The sequence below is a fragment of the Chitinophaga hostae genome (genome assembly GCF_018224885.1).
Lineage (GTDB): Bacteria > Bacteroidota > Bacteroidia > Chitinophagales > Chitinophagaceae > Chitinophaga > Chitinophaga hostae.
Window position 1 is genome coordinate 883,120 of record NZ_JAGTXB010000001.1, and the last position, 21,228, is coordinate 904,347.

The window sequence follows — 21,228 nt, forward strand, 5'->3', positions numbered from 1 at the left end:
TATTAAATTCCCAGCTCCTTTTTGAGGAATCGGGCAGTATGGCTGTCTTTACAGGTGCTTACCTGTTCCGGTGTACCGGTACATAAAATGGTACCGCCGCCGCCGCCGCCTTCGGGGCCCAGGTCTACAATGTAATCAGCCATTTTAATAACGTCCAGGTTGTGTTCTATCACCAGTACTGTGTTACCCCTGTCTACCAGTTTGTACAGTACGTTCAGCAGCAGCTGGATGTCCTGGAAATGGAGCCCTGTTGTAGGTTCATCCAGGATATAAATGGTTTTGCCAGTATCTTTCTTGGAAAGTTCGGTGGCCAGTTTCACCCTTTGGGCTTCCCCTCCGGAAAGGGTAACGGCAGATTGTCCGAGTGTGATATAGCCAAGACCAACATCCTGCAGCGTTTTTATTTTGCGGTAGATCCACGGAACCGGCTGGAAAAATTCCACTGCTTCGTCCACGGTCATGTCCAGTACATCGGAGATGGATTTGCCTTTGTAGCGTATTTCCAGTGTTTCGCGGTTATAACGGCGACCGTTACACTTTTCGCAATGCACGTATACGTCTGGCAGGAAGTTCATTTCTATTACGCGCATACCACCGCCTTCACAAACGTCGCAGCGGCCGGTTTTTACGTTGAAGGAAAAGCGGCCGGCATTATATCCCCTGATTTTCGCTTCCGGTACGGAAGCAAAGAGGGTTCTGATATCGGTAAAAAATCCGCAGTAGGTAGCGGGATTGGAACGTGGGGTACGTCCTATGGGTGACTGATCTATTTCTATCACTTTATCTATGAACTCCAGTCCTTTGATGCTTTTGTAGGGCATCGGTACCATTTTGGAGTCGTAGGCATGTTTGGAGAGAATAGGATACAGGGTTTCGTTGATCAGGGTAGATTTACCGCTGCCCGAAACGCCGGTCACGCAAATGAAAGTGCCCAGGGGCAGTTTCAGGTTTACATTTTTCAGGTTGTTGCCGGAGGCGCCTTTCAGTTCCAGGCTGTTGCCATTGCCTTTACGGCGCTGGGCGGGTATTTCCGAGGCTGTTTTGCCATTCAGGTAACCAGCCGTAGGTGTATTGAGTTTGAGTATGGCTCCGGGTGTGCCTTGTGCGATGATTTGTCCGCCGTGTACGCCGGCGCCGGGACCTATATCTACGAGGTGATCGGCATGTAGCATGATGTCCTTATCGTGTTCCACCACTATCACGGTATTCCCCATTTCTTTCAGGTTGCGAAGAGCGTCGATAAGCTGCATGTTGTCGCGCTGATGCAGGCCAATGCTGGGTTCGTCCAGTATGTAGGTAATGCCCATCAGCTGTGATCCTATCTGCGTAGCCAGTCGTATACGCTGGGATTCGCCCCCGCTGAGCGTCCGGGTAGGACGGTTCAGGGTGAGATAGTTCAGTCCTACGTTTAACAGGAATCCCAGCCGCTCGCGGATTTCCTTCAGGATATCCTTAGCGATGGCATTTTGTTTTTTCTCGAGACGGTCTTCGATGGTGCCAAACCAGGCCAGGAGCTTATCCAGATCCATGTTACCCAGCTCGGATATATTTTTTTCATCGATTTTAAAGAAGAGGCTTTCCTTTTTCAGACGGGCGCCGTTGCATTCCGGGCAGGTGCTCAGTTGCATAAAACCTTCTGCCCAGCTGCGTACGTGATCGGAAGAGGTATCGTTAAAATAACGGCGTACCATGTTCACTACACCTTCGTATTCGGTTGCATATTCAGTGTTACCACTGCCTTCATCATAGGTCAAGTCTACTTCCAGTTTCCCGTTTTCATCGCCAAACAGCAATACGTTGAGTGCTTTTTGCGGAATACTGGAAATTGGGGCAGTTAAGGAAAATTTATACTTTTTGGCTAGTTGTTGTACCTGTTTAAAGGTAAAAGTATCGCGTGCTTCGCCGAGGGGTTTCAATCCGCCGTCTGTAATGGAAATGCTGTAATCGGGGATGATCTCGTCCATATTGATCTGGTAAATGGTACCAAGACCTTTACAGCGCGGACATGCGCCATAGGGAGAGTTAAAGGAAAAGGTGTTCGGACTGGGTTCTTCATAGGAAAGACCGGTGTCTTCACACATCAGCTGTTTACTGTACTGGCTTACTTTGTTGGTATCATGGTCCATGATAAACAGCAGTCCTTTGCCCATAGTGAGCGCTTTCTGCACACTCTGGCTGATACGGGTACGGGCATCTTCCTGCACCTGTATACGGTCTATTACCAGTTCTATATCGTGGATCTTGTAACGGTCCACCTGCATTCTCTCTTTCAGGTCCTGGATTTCTCCGTCTACCCGCACTTTTACATAGCCCTGTTTGCGTACCTGTTCAAACAGTTCCCGGTAATGTCCTTTACGTCCGCGTACGAGCGGAGCCAGGATAGCCAGTTTTTTATTCTTATAGTTTTTGAAAAGGTGCGCCAGAATTTCTTCTTCAGAAAAGCGCGTCATGGGTTTATTGGTATTATAGGAGTAGGCTGTACCGGCGCGGGCATATAACAGGCGCAGGAAGTCATAGATCTCCGTAATGGTACCAACCGTAGATCGCGGGTTTTTATTGGTAGTTTTCTGTTCTATAGAAATAACGGGTGAAAGGCCGGTGATTTTATCCACATCGGGCCTTTCCATATCGCCGATAAACTGGCGGGCATAAGCGGAAAAGCTTTCCATGTAACGGCGTTGGCCTTCTGCATAAATGGTATCAAATGCCAGGGATGATTTACCACTGCCACTAATGCCGGTGATGACTACCAGTTTATTTTTGGGCAACTCCAGGTCCAGGTTTTTCAGGTTATGCTCCCGTGCGCCAAAGATGGCTATCTGTTCATCTGCCGGGGCTTGCGCAACGGAAGTAGCGGGTACATTCTCTTTTTTCTTTGCCATAATATTAAACTACTAAGCTACGCCATAATTGGGAATTTTGTTTTGACCAGGATTAAACTGACTGGCCTGATCAGGCTGATTTCTTACTTTTTTGCTAAAAAAATTAGCGAAGATCAAAGCTGGTAAAGTGCTTCAATCCTCGCTAATTTTTTTTTAAATCTTGCAAAAAAAATCAGGAAATCAGGTCAGTCAGTTTAATCCTGGTCAAAACAAAATTTCCCGGCTTACCTTAAGCCTTATATTTTTTGAATACTACGATCGCATTGTGTCCACCAAAGCCGAAAGTGTTACTCATGGCAACATTCACGGTACGTTGCTGCGCCTTACCGAGGGTGAGGTTCAGATTGGTAGGAATACCTTCGCCCAGTACAGTGGTGTTGATGGTAGGCGGAATGATATCTTCCTGGGTAGCTTTGATACAGGCAATGGCCTCAATAGCGCCGGCAGCTCCAAGCAGGTGACCTGTCATGGATTTGGTAGCACTGATATTGACTTTAGGCGCATGATCACCAAACGCGGTGACAATGGCTTTCAGTTCGCTGAGATCACCTACCGGTGTGGAAGTAGTGTGGGAGTTGATATAGTCTACATCAGTAGTGGCAATACCGGCATCTTCCAGGGCCTGTTCCATACCTAAGCGTGCGCCCAGTCCTTCCGGATGGGTAGCCGTGAGGTGGTAGGCATCACAGGTCATCGCGCCGCCGATCATTTCGCCGTAGATGGTAGCACCCCTGGCAATAGCGTGTTCATATTCTTCCAGGATGATGGCGCCGGCGCCTTCTCCCATTACAAAACCATCGCGTTCAATATCAAACGGGCGGGATGCGTGAACAGCATCTTCGTTGCGGGTTGATAATGCCTTGAGGGCATTGAAACCTGCAATACCCGCACGGGTAACCGGGGCTTCAGAACCGCCTGCTACAATAACATTGGCCTTACCAAGACGAATGTAGTTGAAAGCATCTACCAGGGCACTGGTAGAAGAGGCGCAGGCCGAAACAGTACAGAAGTTAACACCCATGAAACCGTATTTCATGGCTATCTGGCCAGCTGCAATGTCACATATTAACTTAGGGATAAAGAACGGGTTGAACTTAGGGATGAAGTTCCCCTGTGTAAATTCAACGATCTGTTCTTCGAACGTGAGCATCCCGCCGTTGCCGGAGGCCCAGATCACGCCTATTTTGGTTTTGTCGATTCCTTCACTGTCAAGACCTGCATCCTGCACTGCTTCCTGAGCAGCTGCCATAGCGTACTGTGTGAAACAATCCATTTTACGGGCTTCCTTCTTTTCCATATATTTTTCCACCTCAAATCCCTTCACTTCACAGGCGAATTTTGTTTTAAACTCTGTGGTGTCAAATTTTGTGATGGGACCCGCGCCACTAACGCCGGCCTTCATATTGTTCCAAAAAGTATTTACATCATTCCCGATAGGTGTTAATGCTCCCAAGCCGGTAACCACAACCCTTTTCAGTGTAACAGTACGCATATTTTTTACTTTAATAAAAAAAGTTAGAGCGCAAATTTAGTTACTTATTGTTATGATTAAGCATATTCATTAAGATAATATAATATAACTTTTATGATTTTACGTCCGGATGTAATGTGGTAGCGGGTTTGTGCCTGTCGGGAGAGAGAATTACGAATTGGGAATTACGAATTACGGGTTTTGTGGGTAGATAGTGGCAAATATCGGTTATTTGCTATTGTCTACCCACAAAACCCGTAATTCGTAATTCCCAATTCGTAATTCTTTACTAAGCAGCAGCTACTGCCACCGGCGCCTGTACTACGGTAATTCTGCGTGTCCGTTGTTTCAGGAAGGAAATAATCTCAGCATCCGTTTTAAAACGTCCGCCGATGTTTACAAAATGTTTTGCAAGCAGGTCATAGCGTTTCCCCATCAGGTAGGCCCACACATGAAGGAAGTGGATCCCATCGAATACAATGGCATCATTGGCGATGTATTCGTCCAGTGTTTGGGTAAAATATACCGGGTGCTCAGTCCAGTGCATGCTGGGTTTTACGTGGTGACTGATATGATAGCCATCATTCCAGCATTTATGGTTATACTTTGTATTAATACAGGTAATGCTGTTTTTATAGGAGTTTTCCGGCTCTTCTGCATCGATAAAGGCGTGCTGGGCCCAGTTGCCCACCATCATAATTACCCGGGAGATAATGAATGGTAATATAAATACCACAAAGGTGGCGGGGAAATTAATAAAGGATAATCCCACACAGGCGGCAATAAAGAGTACCTCGCCTCTTACCAGCTTCACCATCAGCTTATTTCTCTTCTTGCGGATGTGATAGCGGGCGGTATCGTATACCCCGAAAGTAACAAAATTCAGCAGGTAAGAAAGGAAGCCGCGCAGGGAATCGCGTTGATAGATCATGGTACAGCTGTCGTCATCCGGCATATTGTTTTCCGGATGATGCATGCCGATATGATGGGAATAATAAGATTCAGGCGTTTGCCCGAACAGGGGACCTATAGCCCAGGGCAGGTAATTATTCCAGAACTGGTATTTTTTTTCGAAGAAGGCACGATGGCTGGTGCAATGGAGCATCAACCCGAAAGGGCCCTTAAAGGTGATGTTGTTAAGGAACTGGTAGGCGATGGCGGCAGTCCACCATATCCAGTTGTTCATACCGGGTATGTACATGATAATAGCCAGTGGCCACAACGTGAAAGTAATTTTAAGTGTCAGGTACACAAAAGGAAGATCACGTTCGTCCCTGATCCAGCTTTTAAAAAGGCGGTCAAGTTTAGTTTCATGGTCAGGCTTTACGTAAACTGGATCTGTAAGTTGAGAAAGAGACTTCATACGCACTAGTATATTTACTACAGTTGTAATAATGTGGGCAAATCAGCACCGGTGAATTACTATAACGTGCCCAGAGGAGATATATTATTCCGCATAGGTCAACTGAAAGATAACCATTTTTTTCTTCCCTGGTAGGAATTACGGGTATTTTTGTAATTTCCGTTCCAATGAGTAGCTGTCAGCGCGGGAAACAGTCTTACTATAACTGTCGCCTTGTAAGGAATGTGCCTGTAATGCTGGTTTTACTGATGCCAAAACCAATCACTATACATGAAGAGATTAACCCTTAAAGATGTTGCAAAAATGGCCGGGGTAGCGCCTTCTACCGTTTCTTTCGTATTGAACGGAAAGGGGAAACAAATGCGTATCCGGGATGAAGTGGCTACCAGGATCATGCAGGTCGCCGAGAAATCGGGGTATGAACCCCACCGGATGGCCGTGAACCTCCGTACCGGTCAGTCCAAAACCCTGGGACTGATTGTAGAAAGTATTTCCGGGAGTTTTTTTGCCAGCCTGGCTAAAACTATTGAAACCGAGGCCGAGCGCCGGGGATATAATGTGGTATACTGCAGTACCGAAAACAATGCACAAAAAGGTGGTGAACTTATCCGTATGCTGGGCAGGCAAATGGTAGATGGCTACCTGATTACGCCAGCCCCCGGTATGGAAAAGGAGATCCAGCACCTGGTACAACAGCATAAGCCGGTAGTATTGATGGATAGCTATTTTCCGTCTATTAAAACCCCCTATGTACTGATCAATAATTTTGACGGGGTACAACAGGGAATGAAACACCTGATCAGCAAAGGGTTTACCAAAATAGGCTTTGTGATGGTAGATGTAAAACTGATACAGATAGAAGAACGTTTACGAGGATATGTAACCGCCCTGAAAGATCATAAGATCCCCGTGAAGAAAAAGCATATCCTCCAGCTGCAGTACCATAAGCAGCGGGAAGACTCGCTCCGGGAGCTGCAGGATTTTATAGAGGCTAACTCCGAGCTGGAAGCCATCTTTTTTTCCACCAACTACCTGGGAATCCTGGGGCTGGAAGTACTGGCGCGTATGGGGCTGAAGATGCCGGATGATATTGCCGTGCTCTGTTTTGATGACCACGATATCTTCCGTTTATACCCTCCCGGCATTTCTGTGATAGAACAACCTATTGAAGGTATCGCCAAAACGGCCATAGACCTGCTGATGCACCAGCTGGACAAAAACAGTACGCCCTTAAAAAAGAATGCTGTAGAGCTGCCCGGCAAGTTTATCCTGCGGGGATCAGCCTAAGCGGTGGTGATGGTGTAACGGGAGCGCATAGGTTATGCCGGATGGCCAATGTAATCTCGCGGAAAAAAAGCGTCAAATACTTGCAAATGATGAAAAAATATTTATACTTTTAGTACCGGCTTTGAAAGATAAGGGAAAAGGATTCGTTGAATCTTTTTTTTCTATACCTGTGCTAAATCGATTTTGTAAAAATTTCACGGTATATTACACCAGATTTTGCGTGTCATTAGCGAAAGGATCATTTTTATTTTTTTATAATATCTAATCATGAAAAAAGTTGGACTGTTAGCAGCCGCTTTATTTTGTCTGCATGGCGCATATAGCCAAACGGTAAATAAAGTAGCTGAGCCGGCGGAATGGGTAAATACACTGATGGGCACTGATTCCAAAGTGAGCTTATCAAATGGGAATACTTATCCTGCCATTGCCCTGCCATGGGGAATGAATTTCTGGATGCCGCAAACCAATACCATGGGAAATGGCTGGGCTTATCAATATACCGCTGATAAGATCAGAGGATTCAAGCAAACACACCAACCTTCACCGTGGATTAACGACTATGGCCAGTTTGCCGTTATGCCGGTTACCGGCACGGTTAAGTTTGACCAACAACACAGGGCCAGCTGGTTTTCCCATAAATCAGAAATAGCCAAACCTTATTACTATAGCGTATATCTCGCTGATCCCGATGTAACCACAGAAATTACTCCCACAGAAAGGGCTGCCCAGTTGCGTTTTACCTATCCGGCTACCGACAGCGCGTATATAGTAGTAGATGCCTTTGATCATGGTTCCTATATTAAGATATTACCGGAACAGCAAAAGATCATCGGGTATACCACCAAAAACAGTGGTGGCGTACCATCCAATTTTAAGAATTACTTCATCATCACTTTCGACAAACCGTTTACGGTGGCCGATACCTGGCACGACTCTGTACTGGTAAAGGGTAAGCTTGAACTACAGGCAGATCATACCGGTGCAGTAGTAGGTTTCAAAACAAAGAAAGGCGAAAAAGTAAGCATCAAAACCGCTTCTTCCTTTATCAGTTTTGAACAGGCCGAATTAAACCTGCAGCGTGAAATCGGTAACGACAGCTTTGATGCCACCTACAAAAAAGCAAAGGATATCTGGAATAAAGAACTCGGCAGATTAGCGGTGGAAGGCGGTTCCAGCGAACAGGTAAGTACCTTCTACTCTTCCCTGTACCGCACCATGCTGTTTCCGCGCAAGTTCTACGAAATTGATGCAAAGAACCAGGTGGTACACTACAGCCCGTTCAACGGACAGGTATTGCCGGGTTATATGTTTACCGACAACGGTTTCTGGGATACCTTCCGCGCAGTACATCCTTTCTTTACCCTGATGTATCCTTCTCTCAGCGCACATATCATGGAAGGCTTGTCCAACGCTTACAACGAAAGCGGATGGTTGCCTGAATGGGCCAGCCCCGGTCACCGCGACTGTATGGTGGGTTCCAACTCAGCTTCCCTCATCGCTGATGCCTACTTAAAAGGTATCCGCGGTTATGATATTAACAACCTGTACAAGGCCATCTTGAAAAATACGGAAAACGAAGGCCCGCTTAGCTCCGTAGGCCGCCTCGGGGTGAAATATTACAATTCCCTCGGTTATGTGCCCTACGATGTAAACGTAAATGAAAATGCCGCGCGTACCCTCGAATATGCGTACGACGACTTTACCATTTACCAGCTGGCTAAAGCATTGAACCGTCCTAAAAGCGAAACAGATCTCTTTGAAAAACGCTCGCAAAACTACCGGAACCTGTTTGACCCGGAAACAAAACTGATGCGTGGAAAAAACAAGGATGGCAAGTTCCAGACACCGTTTAATCCATTCAAATGGGGCGATGCCTTTACCGAAGGAAACAGCTGGCACTATACCTGGTCGGTATTTCATGATGTACAGGGACTGGCTTCACTGATGGGCGGACAAAAAATGTTTTCCAGGATGCTGGATTCTGTTTTCAACATGCCACCGGTATTTGATGAAAGCTATTACGGCACCGTTATCCACGAAATACGCGAAATGCAGATCATGAACATGGGACAGTATGCTCACGGCAACCAACCCATTCAACACATGATCTATTTATATAACTATGCAGGCCAGCCATGGAAAACACAATACTGGGTACGCCAGGTAATGAGCCGTTTATACAAAGCCACTCCCGACGGATATTGTGGCGATGAAGATAACGGTCAAACCAGCGCCTGGTACGTATTTTCTGCTATGGGATTTTATCCGGTATGCCCGGGTACACAACAGTATGTACTGGGTACGCCGCTGTTTTCCAGGTTAACAATGACTTTGGAAGATGGTAAGAAAATGGTGATCAATGCACCGGGTAACAGCGAAAAGAACCTGTATGTGCAAAGTGCTTCCTTAAATGGACAGCCTTATTCGAGGAACTGGATCAGCCACCAGGACCTGCAAAAAGGCGGCACCCTGGAATTTAGAATGGGCGCCACTCCTGAGAAATCAAGAGGAACCGCACCAGCTGCTTTCCCATATTCTTATTCACCAACAGCGAATAAATAGACCTGTAAACGATTTTTCATTGTTCACTGAAATATTTCCTCCCGATTCTTCGGGAGGTACTTTTTCTAGCTTTTAGGCATTAGCTGTTAGCTTTTAGTGAATGCAGCGGATATTTAAAAGAAGGCCAAAAGCTAATTGCTTAAATCTAACCATATGAGAAGATTTTTATTATCCGCCTTTCTTTCCTCTGCTGTGCCCGCAATGGCACAGGAAAATATTATACAATATGTGAAGCCGATTACCGGCACACAAAGAATGGGACACACCTACCCCGGCGCTACCGTGCCTTTTGGAATGGTGCAGCTTAGTCCGGAAACGGATACCATCCCGTACGAAATGAATGGAAAGTATAACCCTGACGTATATAAATACTGCGCGGGTTATCAGTATGAGGATAAAACCATTGTTGGTTTTAGTCATACCCATTTCAGTGGTACCGGTCACTCCGACCTGGGCGATTTTTTGATTATGCCTACCGTTGGCCGGCTGCAGCTGAACCCCGGTACTGCAGACCACCCGGAAAGCGGTTACCGTTCTTCTTTTTCCCATAGCACGGAAGTAGCGGAACCTGCTTATTATAAGGTAAAGCTTGAAGACGATAATATCCTGGCAGAGCTCACCGCCAGCAACCGTGTTGGGTTTCATCAGTATACTTTTCCCGGTACGGGTCAGGCGCATATCATCCTGGATATGATGTCGGGCATCTACAACTACGACAACAAAAACGTATGGACCTTTATAAGGGTGGAAAATGATACCCTGATCACCGGGTTCCGTCAAACTAACGGTTGGGCACGTACGAGAATAGAATATTTTGCCATGGTATTCTCCAAACCATTTGTACAATACGGACAGCAAAATAACGCGAAAGATGTGTACAAGGGCTTCTGGAGAAAATTTGATCAGTCAAAGAATTTTCCTGAAATGGCCGGCAGGCAGATCCGCGCCTACTTCGATTTTAACACGGCGCCCGGCGAAAAGATCAAGATAAAACTTGCCCTGTCGCCTGTTAGCACAGAAGGCGCCCTGAAAAACCTGCGGGAAGAAATTCCTGGATGGGACTTTGAACAGGTAAAACGCGATGGCCAGGCATTGTGGACAAAAGAGCTTAATAAAATACATATTGAATCCGGCAGCAAAGAGGAAAAAGAGAACTTTTATACGGCCATGTATCATGCCTTCATAAATCCAACAACCTATATGGATGTGGATGGGCAATACCGCGGACTGGATATGAACATCCATACCGCTAACGGGTATACGAATTACACCACCTTTTCCCTCTGGGATACCTATCGCGCGCTGCACCCCCTATTTAATGTGATCCAGCCCAAACGCAATGCCGATATGATCCGGTCTATGCTGAGCCACTATGAGCAAAGCGCGCAGCACATGCTTCCCATTTGGGCGCATTACGCCAATGAAAACTGGTGTATGATCGGCTATCACAGCGTATCCGTTATCGCAGATGCCATTATGAAAGGCAATGCACCATTCGATGTAAACAAAGCACTCGATGCCTGCGTAACCACTGCCCGTCATCGCAGTTATGATGGCCTGGAGTATTACATAGATCGCGGTTATATCCCGGAAGATAAGAATGGTTCTTCCGTTTCAAAGGTGTTGGAATATGCGTACGACGACTGGTGTATTGCACAGGTAGCAAAGAAATTGGGCAGGTCCGATATTTATGAAGAGTTTATTAAACGTTCCGGTAACTATAAAAATGTATACGACAGCAACACTGGCTTCATGCGTCCCAAGCTGAACGATGGCAGTTTTAAGGCCAGTTTTGATGCGCTGCAAACGCACGACCAGGGCTTTATTGAAGGCAATGCCTGGAACTACAGTTTGTATGTGCCGCATAATCCCGATGAGATGATTACCATGATGGGCGGAAAAAAACAATTTACCGCGCATCTTGATTCACTGTTTACGATGGAGCTGCCTGATAAATATTTTGCTGAAACGGAAGATATTACCCGCGACGGCATCATCGGTAACTATGTACATGGTAACGAACCTTCGCATCATGTGGCTTACCTGTATAACTGGACCGGCCAACCATGGAAAACGCAGGAACGTGTACGCATGATCCTGAAAAAAATGTATCACCCCGGGCCTGACGGTCTTGGAGGCAACGACGATTGCGGACAAATGAGTGCATGGTACATTTTCACCACCCTGGGCTTTTATCCCGTATGCCCGGGTGCTGACCAGTATTCGTTGGGAAGCCCTGCTATTGACAAGGCCACCCTGCAGCTGGAAAATGGGAAAACATTTGTAGTAGATGTGAAAAACCAAAGCGATAAAAACGTGTACGTACAAAAAGTACAACTGAATGGCGTTCCTTTAAACCGTCTGTATATTACTCATGCAGATATCATGAATGGCGGAACACTCACCTTTTATATGGGCGCCAAACCCAGGAAAGGATAAAGTGGAAAGCAAAAAGCAAAAAGCTATTGAGGCGAATGATATAAGCGGAAATAATATCCGCTCATATCATTCGCCTCAATAGCTTTTTGCTTTTTGCTTTCCGCTTTCCGCTCTTTTGAAATCAGATAAATCCTAAATTGCGATATGTCTGATATTATAAAAGCGAACCTCGACAACCTCATTTCCCTGTGGAAAACTGCCGGCACGCCATTCAATGGATTTGTGGACGCTCCTTTGTTTAGTTATTGCCGTATAGAAAACGCTGACTGGCCTAACCGCCTCTGGTTTAGGAACGATGTAACACCGGAGGCATTGGATGCTGCACTGGAAGTAATTGGGGAAACAAAAACAACCATCCCTTATTTTGATATCTGCAACAGCGGCGCCGATGAATATATTGCTGCAAAAGGTGGTGTGTTGGCTTTTGAACAGGCCGGGATGTCTATAAAGCTGGAACAGCCATTTACCGTAGAAAACAGTTTGACCTATGTGCGGATATCAGATAATGCGCAGGCTGAGTTGTGGGCTGCCTTGTACCCGCAGGCTTTTGGATATACGATTGGCGCGGGTATATTAATGAGCACCTGTAATGATCTGCATTTTTACCTCGCTTATTATAACGGCGTACCTGCCGGTACCGCTATTCTACATTGCAGGGATGGTATTGCAGGAATACATGGTGTAGGGGTGATTCCTGAAATGCGCAACAAAGGTCTCGCCCGCGAAATCATGGGGCATGTACTCAACGAAGCTATTGGTCTTAACGCAGCCTATGCTACCCTGCAGGCCTCAAAAATGGGGATTGGTATTTACCTGAAGATGGGCTTTGAAGAACAGTTCCAGATCCGGAATTACCGGGTTGGCAGCTGGTAATGCGCGTATATTAACCCATTTTGCTGCGTGGTTAATATCTGCGTATAAATGGTTAATTCTGGTGTGACCACATCGGGGAATGTGACCTAATTTTACTTTTATATCAAACATATTCTATCTGTCCATACTTCGGCTGGAAGTATGATGGACGTTGGTATGCATGGCATATCGAACCAAAACAATGTTATGAATCTGCCGAAAGGCAACTAAAATTTATCAGACACAAAATCTTTTCCATTATTAATTAATCATTTTACTGCGTTGTCTACAACGTAGGCTGGCACACGTTTGCAAACATGGTACCACCTGCTTAATCTCAACAAATTCTACTCTTATGAAAAAAACAATTGCAATAGCAGCATGGCTGCTGTTAGCGGTAGCTTTTGCCTACGCCCAATCACCAACCGTTTCCGGGAAGGTGGTGGACAAACAAGGTGTGGCCATCCCGGGCGCATCTATTCACATACAAGGCCGTAATACCGGTGTAATGACGGCTGCAGACGGTACCTTTAACATTAACGCCAAAGAGGGCGATGTCCTGCTCATTACAGCAATGGGATATACTACCACTACTGCAAAGGCCGGCAGCACAGCACCCCTGATCATTTCCCTGCCGGATAATTCCAGGAATATTAACGAAGTGGTAGTAACTGCACTCGGTATCAGGCGCGACAAACGTATGCTTACTTATAGTGTACAGGAAATAAAAGGCGCCACACTTACAGAGGCGAAACAGGACAATGTGGTGAATGCTTTGGCGGGAAAAGTGGCCGGTGTTCAAATCGGGAATTCCAGTGGTATCCCGGGAAGCTCCGCCAGGATTGTGATCCGTGGTAATACCTCGCTGGTGGGCAACAACCAGGCATTGTTTGTAGTAGATGGTATCCCGATGGATAATACGGAATCAGGCAATCCTAACAGGCCGGAATATTCCGGCGGTACTGCCAACAGGGCCAGTGATATAGACCCTAATATTATCGAAAGTATTTCGGTACTGAAAGGCGCTGCTGCAACAGCGTTGTATGGCGCAGCCGCGGCCCGTGGCGCCGTTATTATCACTACAAAAAATGGCAGCGGCGCCGGTGTCAAAGATAAACCCGCTGTGACTTTCAGCAGCAGCTACTCCTTTCAGAATGCCATACTTCCGGAATTGCAGGATAAATATGCACAGGGTACAGGAGGCGTTTATGTAGATGGCAACAACGGCGGTGTCAGTTCCTCTTCCTGGGGGCCATTGATCGATACCCTGAAAGTAAACGGGGTACCGGTAAAAAAACATAATCCCGCTAAAGAGTTTTTCAAAACCGGGCATACTTCTGATAACAATATCAGCGTAAGCGGTTATTCAGATAAGTCCAATTACCTGGTATCTTATTCTTACCTGAAAACAACCGGTACTATTCCCAATACCGATTATTCCAGGCATTCGCTGTTTGCCCGCTATGGTGTGAAGCTGTTGAGTAACCTGCAGTTAACCACCCAGTTTAACTATATCCAGTCAAACAATCATCGCTACCTGGAGGGGAATAATTTTGTGAATCCATTGTGGACGGTCTATGGCGCCCCTATTTCCTGGGATCCGCATCCTTCGGTGAATGAAGATGGTTCACAACGTTTGTTCCGGGCTGCACGTAATAATCCATACTGGATACTGGATAATACCGGTTTGCAGGATAAGAACAACCGCATTATACCGGTGGTTACGCTTAGCTATAATCCTTTACCATGGCTAACCATCACAGAGCGGTTGGGTGCGGATATGTATGTAAATACTACCGGCTATCACGAAGCACCCGGGGCCATAGGCTGGGGCAATACAGGCCCTACACCCATAACGGGGCAGGTATATCAACGTAATATTAAGTTCCAGCAATTCAACAATGACCTGATGGTGGAAGCCAGGAAAGAGTTTAACGAGAATTGGATGGGAAACATCCTCGTCGGAAATAATATCTTCAGTAACTATAATGATTACTCTTTTGTGCAGGGGGTAGGTTTATCTGTCGATAAACTTTATAATATCGGTAACGCTTCCAAGGTATCTTCCAATTACAGTTATTACAGGTACCGTAAAGTAGGTTTTTACGGACAGGCTAACCTGGAATACAAACGGATGCTCACATTAGCGCTGACAGGCCGCTACGATGGTACTTCTGTGTTGTCGCGCGATAACCAGTTCTATCCCTATGGCTCAGTAAGTGCAGGATTTATTTTTACAGAAGCGCTGCATATGCAGGGTAACCGGTTTTTGAATTTTGGTAAAGTAAGGGGATCGTATTCCGTGGTGGGTAACGATAACGTATCGCCCTATTCTTTGAATAACTCCTGGTACCAGGCCAGCGTTGGTAATGTGGCGTTTCCATTCCGCGGAGAAAACGGGTATGCACTAACCACCACCTATGGCTTTCCTTTAAAAAATGAAACGCTGAAAGAATTTGAAGTGGGGCTTGAAACGAAGTGGTTCCAGAACCGCGGCTCGCTGGAAGTGTCCTGGTTCAGTAAACGAAGCAGCAATTTGCTAACGCCCGGATCGCCAATTTCTGCAGCTACCGGCTTCAATGCCGCTTCTCTCAATGCAGGCGATATGCTGAACAAAGGAATAGAGGTAACACTGGGTTTTACACCAGTAAAAACAAAGAGTGCCACATGGACTATCGGTGTCAACTATACGAAAATTGATAACAAAGTATTAAACCTCGCAAACGGCGTTTCTTATATACAGTTGGCAGGGTTTACCAATCCCGGAATATTCGCCTATGCCAATCAACCATACGGCGTTATTTACGGAGATCATTACGTGCGTAATGATCAGCATCAGCTGGTGCTTACGGAGAATGGCTATCCTATTGTGAGCACTGAGTTCGGCCCTATCGGCAACTCTACTCCCAAATGGACAGGCGGTATTACCAGCCAGTTTAATTACAAAGGATTTACGTTTTCATTTGTACTGGACCATAAGCATGGTGGCGATGTTATTAACCTGGATAATGGTTCTCTTTTCTATTACGGCACCGCCAAAGGAACAGAAAACAGGGGAAGCAGCGTGGTGCTGCAGGGGGTAAATGAGAAAACCAATGCGCTGAATACGAAAGCTATTGTGCTGGATGAAAACTATTATAAGTCTTATTACGCTGCGGCAGACGAAAACAGCGTGGAAGACGGCTCTTACCTCAAACTACGCCAGGTGTCGCTGGGTTATAACTTTGGCGCCGGTGTATTGAAAAATTCTTTTTTTAAATCGGCAGTGATCACACTCACAGGTACCAATTTCATCCTGCATAAAAACTACACCGGTTCTGACCCCGAAGTAAGCCTGAATGGAAGCGGCAACGGGCAAGGATTTTCCAACTTTCCCGTGCCTTCCAACAGGAGTATTATTGCCGGTGTAAAGGTTATGTTCTAAAACAGTATTAAAGTGTACAACATGAAAAAAATAACGATAATGATCCTGGTAACTGGTAGTACCTTACTGGGAACCGGCTGTAAAAAATTCCTGGATGTAAATACAGATCCGAATAATCCATTGCAGGTGAAGGAAGCGCAGATATTACCCCCGGTGGAAATTACCACGAGTACTAATGTAACCGGGGGTTTCTACGGAACGGTGACCGCTTACTGGATGCAGCAATTATCGCTCAACCAGGCCTCGCCCAGCCTGGAATCCTATACCATTACCCCGGTAGATGCAAACAATACCTGGAACTATTACCTGTATCCCAATGTTTTCCAGAACCTGAATATGATGATTAACCAGGCGGAGCAACTGCACCACAACGGGTATGCGGCTATCGGTAAAACATTGTTTGCCTATAACCTGGCCATAGCTGCAGATCTGTGGGGAAATGTGCCCTATTCACAGGCATTTAAAATACCAGAGGTGATGCAGCCGGCGTATGATAAACAAGAGGCAGTATACAATACCATCCAGGACATGCTCGACAGCGCGCTTTATTACCTGGAGCAGCCCGAAGGCAAAGTAAAGCCGGGTAATGATGATTATATCTACAATGGAAATATGGATCAGTGGAAGAAATTTGTGTACACGCTTAAAGCCCGGTATTACCTGCGTTTAACCAAAGCGCCGGGGCATACTGCTGCACAACAGGCAGATAAGGCCCTGTTGGCCTTACAACATGGCTTTACGGACAACAAAGACAATGCGTTGATTGCTTATCCGGGCAGCGGACAGGCGGAGAATCCCTGGTACATGAATACCGGTGCAGCTTCTGGCGGCGTGGTAATGGCCCAGTCGTTTATTGATTCGCTGGTGGCCAGAAAGGATCCTCGTTTGCCTGTTTTGGCTACCAAAGGTAATAAAGGTAATTATGCCGGAAGAAGAGTAGGCGCTACGCCAGCTGCTGATCCGGACTCATTTTCCGTTGTCAATAAATTTTATGCCGGTGCAGATGCCAGCCTTTACCTGGCTACTTATGCGGAGGCGTTATTTATAAAAGCGGAAGCCACTTTTATCAAACAGGGAGCTACGGCAGCCGGTCCGGTAAACGCAGCAGCTATTGAGGCGCATATGAATATGCTGGGTATTACCGGGAATACAGTACAAACTTATATTGCTTCGAGGCCGGCATTAACCGCGACGAATGCCCTGGCGCAGATCATTACAGAGAAGTATGTTGCCGGTTTCCTTTCTCCCGAAATATATAACGACTGGAGACGAACCGGTTATCCGTTATTAAAACCTTACCAGGATGAAATAGTAAAAGCGATTCCACGCAGGTGGCCTTATCCGGCTAATGAGTTGCTGACTAATCCTCAGCCTGATCAGCAGGTAACGCAGAACGACCGGTTGTGGTGGGATGCGAATTAAGCAGAAGGCGTAAAGCATAAAGCATAAAGCTATTGAGGCGAATGACAGAGCGATTATTATTTCGCTGCTGTCATTCGCCTCAATAGCTTTATGCTTTATGCCTTCTGCTCCACCCTATGTATGCAGTGTGAAGGAAAGGATTCCTAACTGCACTTTCTGTGTAGCATCTGTGGCTTTGAAACGGAAATAAAGATTATGTTTCTTTCCGTCTGCTACCGGTGTAAAGTTGAAGTTCACTTTGTTGGCTGCTTTGGGAGCTGCGCCTGGTCCGATGGTCACTTCGCCCAAACGGGTGCCGTTGGCATCGTCGAGGAATGCTTCCACTACATAACCCTGCTGTGGTGTTTCCTGTACCATGTAGGCCAGCTCAATGCCATTTACATCGGTAAGGTCCAGTTTATTGTACACCACCCAGCCGGATGCATTGGAAGGAATGAGGAATTTCATACCATCCACGGCGAAAGTAGATACGCCATCCGCTTTACTATAGTCGGCCGCAGACAGCACAGGGCTGATCAGCTCTGTTTGCGCAGTACCGGTGATAGGTTTAATACCGGGACCACCTTTATCGGTGTAGCTGGCCAGCATGTAAAGTACGCCGTTGTCTTTGGCTTCACCGCCCATGGTTGGACTGATATTGCCGCTAACCGGCAGGGAGGTTACTTTTGGTGCAGCGCCGCCAATAGAATAGATGTATTCTACCAGTTGTTTGGCTTCACCTACAGAAATGCCCGGATGTGCGGACATCGCTGTTTCTCCCCATACGCCGCCGCCGCCGCTGATGATCTTTTTAGCTAACATTTCAGGTGCGGCAGGATCGCTTTTGTACTTTTCAGCTATCTGTTTGAAAGAAGGACCGATAGATTTTTCATCCGGCTTATGACAGGTTTTACAATCTGATACTTCCATGATATTTTTACCTGCAATGGCGCCGGTAATGATCTGGTGGCCCTGCGGCGCTCCGGCTTTATCACGTCCCTGGATATAATCGGCCTTTACAAATATGTTGTTGGCATCGAGTTTTCCATCGGCAGAATTACCATCTTCTTTATCGCTGATGCTAACTGCGTATTGTACAGGTTTGCCCGGGAAGTAGAACATCTGGTTACCAGTGATATTGATTTTTACATCAGGGGTTTCATTACCTGCGTAAACATCAAGGGATTTACTCTTGGTTTTAAGGCCTTTGTCATCCGCTACTTCTACGAACACCTGGTATTCGCCGGCGGTGCTGTAGGTATATTCAACGGTTGGTTCCGTGGTTTCTTTTTTGGTGCCGTTGCCGAAGTTCCAGAGATAGGTAAGTTTATCGCCATCGGGATCAACAGATCCTTCTGCGCTTATTTTTACTTTAAAGGGCAATCCGCCGGTTAAACGGTCTGCATGGATCTTCGCTACCGGTGCACGGTTACCACCGTTAAAATCGATCCGGGAGAGGCCTGCATCTGCATTTTTACTAAACCATCCGTTACCATATTCGAGGATATACAAACGGCCATCCGGACCCATTTCCATATCGATCGGTGCGTTCAGCTTGGTGTTAGGCATAAACCTTTCCATTTTGGAGAAGTCGCCGTTTTTATCCATGGTCACCGCCATGATCCAGCCGCGTATCCAGTCGTAGATAAACAGTTTGTCGTTATAGTAATCCGGGAAGCGCGTTTCTTTTGGATAGAATTCGCTGTAGTAAACAGGTCCTGCTTCTGCATTACGGCCGCCGCTGCCTACAATCGGGAATTCGTCCGATTTGGCATAAGGATACCAGATGAAGGCGGAAGTTGCGGGTGGCAATTCTTTCAACCCGGTATTGTTACGTGAGTCGTTGATCGGTTTCAGCGGATCGTAGTAAGGGCCGCTTTCGCCGGTTTCGTAGTTGTATTTGCGGTAAGGTTTGTTGTTGGCAATAAACATGGGGTAACCAAAGTTACCGGGTTTCTTGGCCTGGTTTACTTCATCATAGCCCCTTGGCCCGCGGGTAGAGTCGTCGTTATTAGCGTCCGGCCCTACTTCACCCCAGTACACATAACCTGTTTTCTGGTCTACCGACATACGGTAGGGATTACGGGTACCCATGGCATAAATTTCAGGGCGGGTACCTTTTGTACCTTTCGGGAACAGGTTACCATCAGGAATGGTATAAGAGCCATCTGCTTCCACTTTGATGCGGAGGATTTTTCCGCGCAGATCGTTGGTATTGGCAGAACCGCGGCGGTCGTCGTACTGCAGGTGCCCGGGACGGTCATCTGTAGGCCCGTAACCCTTGCTCACATATTTCTGTCCCGGTTCATCAAATGGAGTGGTATTGTCGCCGGTAGACAGGTACAGCAGTCCGCCTGGTCCGAAGGCAATAGAACCGCCGGTATGGCAGCAGATATCGCGTTGGGAGTAGAACTGCAGGATTACTTTTTCGGAGGCCATATCCAGTTTGTTGTTTTCAAATTTGAAACGTGACAAACGGTTTACGGAGGTATCTACCGGTGAGTACATCGCATAGATGTAGTGATTATTTTTGAAGTCGGGGTCAGCGGCCAGGCCAAGAAATCCTTCTTCCGCGTTTACTTTGGGAACATCGGTATGATGATATACTTTCAGGAAGCCTGCCTGCGACAGTTTCTTTTCTGCGTTGTTATATATCATCAGCTCTCCGCGGCGTTGTGCCACGAGGATATCGAGGTTAGGAAGAATCGCCATTTCGGTAGGTTCAAAGAACTCACCGGATACCAGCACATTTTTGGTGAAGCGGTCTTCTTCCGGTACACGCAACGTTTTGGCCAGGCTGTAATCCAGCACCTGGTTTTTACCGATAGCGTATTTTATACCTCCGGCCAGGTGTTTCAGGAACAGGCTGTCTGTATAGGATTCTTCGGTATGTCCGAGTCCTGTATAGAAGGCACGGCCGCCGTCGTAATCATGATACCAGCTAATAGGATGGTTGCCGTTCATGATACCGCCCTGGTAAGATTTCTCATCTAATTTCAACAGTACGGTGGTGGTAGTATCCACGTTCCTGTAGTTATACCACTCATCTGTATGTTCCCATTTTTCCGGGAGTCCTTCAGTAGCGGGAAATGATTTTACAATTACGTCAACTATAGCTTTGTGAACGCCTGGAGGATGGCTTTGGAACCAGGCGCCTGCGAGGTGGTTATACCAGCCCCATTCATATTCGGTGTCTGCTGCGGCATGTACCCCAACATAGCCACCGCCTGCCTGTATATATCTTTCGAAATCGGCTTCCTGGTAGTTGTTGAGTACATCACCGGTGGTGTTCAGGAAGATAACGGCAGAATAGGACTGGAGTGTATCTTCATTGAATTTGTTGGCATCGGTGGTAGTGTCCACTTCGAATCCGTTTTCGGTACCCAGTTTCTGTACGGCAGCGATGCCGGCAGGGATGGAAGAATGTTGGAAACCGGAGGTTTTGGTAAATACCAGCACCCTGGGTTTACCGGGGCGAGTTTTTTTACAGGCTGCCATGCCAACGAGGGCGAGCAGCAAAATAAGTTTGATGGTATGTTTCATTGTA

Annotated in this window: 10 protein-coding genes; 6 read left to right on the forward strand and 4 right to left on the reverse strand. The window is 46.6% G+C overall.

All coding sequences use genetic code 11. The features are described from left to right. Positions 1-2: 2 nt before the first annotated feature. From uvrA to KE626_RS03695, 3 genes are all read right to left on the reverse strand, one after another. Positions 3-2,882: an excinuclease ABC subunit UvrA gene (uvrA, locus tag KE626_RS03685; protein ID WP_211971516.1), complete on the reverse strand. Its 2,880-nt coding sequence runs from the start codon at positions 2,880-2,882 to the stop codon at positions 3-5. Between the two features lie 229 nt (positions 2,883-3,111). Further along, positions 3,112-4,374 carry a beta-ketoacyl-ACP synthase II gene (gene fabF, locus KE626_RS03690; protein WP_211971517.1) on the reverse strand — a complete coding sequence of 421 codons (1,263 nt, stop codon included), beginning with the start codon at positions 4,372-4,374 and terminating at the stop codon, positions 3,112-3,114. A 268-nt stretch (positions 4,375-4,642) separates the two neighbouring features. Continuing rightward, on the reverse strand, positions 4,643-5,716 hold the full coding sequence (locus KE626_RS03695; protein WP_211971518.1) for a fatty acid desaturase family protein: 1,074 nt from the start codon (positions 5,714-5,716) through the stop codon (positions 4,643-4,645). 270 nt (positions 5,717-5,986) lie between these two features. On the opposite strand from KE626_RS03695, the gene KE626_RS03700 reads away from it, so the two are divergent. From KE626_RS03700 to KE626_RS03725, 6 genes are all read left to right on the forward strand, one after another. Next, positions 5,987-7,003, forward strand: a complete 1,017-nt coding sequence (locus tag KE626_RS03700; RefSeq protein ID WP_211971519.1) for a LacI family DNA-binding transcriptional regulator — start codon at positions 5,987-5,989, stop codon at positions 7,001-7,003. Between the two features lie 267 nt (positions 7,004-7,270). Further along, the gene (locus tag KE626_RS03705) at positions 7,271-9,565 is read left to right on the forward strand and encodes a GH92 family glycosyl hydrolase (RefSeq protein WP_211971520.1); all 2,295 of its coding nucleotides are present in this window, start codon (positions 7,271-7,273) and stop codon (positions 9,563-9,565) included. Between the two features lie 153 nt (positions 9,566-9,718). After that, a complete protein-coding gene (locus KE626_RS03710; RefSeq protein ID WP_211971521.1) occupies positions 9,719-12,004 on the forward strand; it encodes a GH92 family glycosyl hydrolase in 2,286 nt (761 codons plus the stop codon). A 144-nt stretch (positions 12,005-12,148) separates the two neighbouring features. Beyond that, positions 12,149-12,877, forward strand: a complete 729-nt coding sequence (locus KE626_RS03715) for a GNAT family N-acetyltransferase (protein WP_211971522.1) — start codon at positions 12,149-12,151, stop codon at positions 12,875-12,877. 334 nt (positions 12,878-13,211) lie between these two features. Beyond that, positions 13,212-16,280 (forward strand): SusC/RagA family TonB-linked outer membrane protein, encoded by a 3,069-nt coding sequence (locus KE626_RS03720; RefSeq protein WP_211971523.1) that lies wholly within the window; start codon positions 13,212-13,214, stop codon positions 16,278-16,280. 21 nt (positions 16,281-16,301) lie between these two features. Next, positions 16,302-17,702, forward strand: coding sequence for a SusD/RagB family nutrient-binding outer membrane lipoprotein (locus KE626_RS03725; protein ID WP_211971524.1), 1,401 nt, complete (start codon positions 16,302-16,304; stop codon positions 17,700-17,702). Positions 17,703-17,816: 114 nt separating this feature from the next. On the opposite strand, the gene KE626_RS03730 is transcribed toward KE626_RS03725, so the two are convergent. Further along, positions 17,817-21,224, reverse strand: a complete 3,408-nt coding sequence (locus tag KE626_RS03730; protein WP_211971525.1) for a ThuA domain-containing protein — start codon at positions 21,222-21,224, stop codon at positions 17,817-17,819. Positions 21,225-21,228 lie beyond the last annotated feature (4 nt).

Excerpts from the sequence above, each read along its gene's own strand:
- fabF (WP_211971517.1), bottom strand. The coding sequence starts at position 4,374 with ATGCGTACTGTTACACTGAAAAGGGTTGTGGTTACCGGCTTGGGAGCA.
- KE626_RS03700 (WP_211971519.1), top strand. The coding sequence starts at position 5,987 with ATGAAGAGATTAACCCTTAAAGATGTTGCAAAAATGGCCGGGGTAGCG.
- KE626_RS03720 (WP_211971523.1), top strand. The coding sequence starts at position 13,212 with ATGAAAAAAACAATTGCAATAGCAGCATGGCTGCTGTTAGCGGTAGCT.
- KE626_RS03695 (WP_211971518.1), bottom strand. The coding sequence starts at position 5,716 with ATGAAGTCTCTTTCTCAACTTACAGATCCAGTTTACGTAAAGCCTGAC.
- KE626_RS03725 (WP_211971524.1), top strand. The coding sequence starts at position 16,302 with ATGAAAAAAATAACGATAATGATCCTGGTAACTGGTAGTACCTTACTG.
- uvrA (WP_211971516.1), bottom strand. The coding sequence starts at position 2,882 with ATGGCAAAGAAAAAAGAGAATGTACCCGCTACTTCCGTTGCGCAAGCC.
- KE626_RS03715 (WP_211971522.1), top strand. The coding sequence starts at position 12,149 with ATGTCTGATATTATAAAAGCGAACCTCGACAACCTCATTTCCCTGTGG.
- KE626_RS03710 (WP_211971521.1), top strand. The coding sequence starts at position 9,719 with ATGAGAAGATTTTTATTATCCGCCTTTCTTTCCTCTGCTGTGCCCGCA.
- KE626_RS03705 (WP_211971520.1), top strand. The coding sequence starts at position 7,271 with ATGAAAAAAGTTGGACTGTTAGCAGCCGCTTTATTTTGTCTGCATGGC.
- KE626_RS03730 (WP_211971525.1), bottom strand. The coding sequence starts at position 21,224 with ATGAAACATACCATCAAACTTATTTTGCTGCTCGCCCTCGTTGGCATG.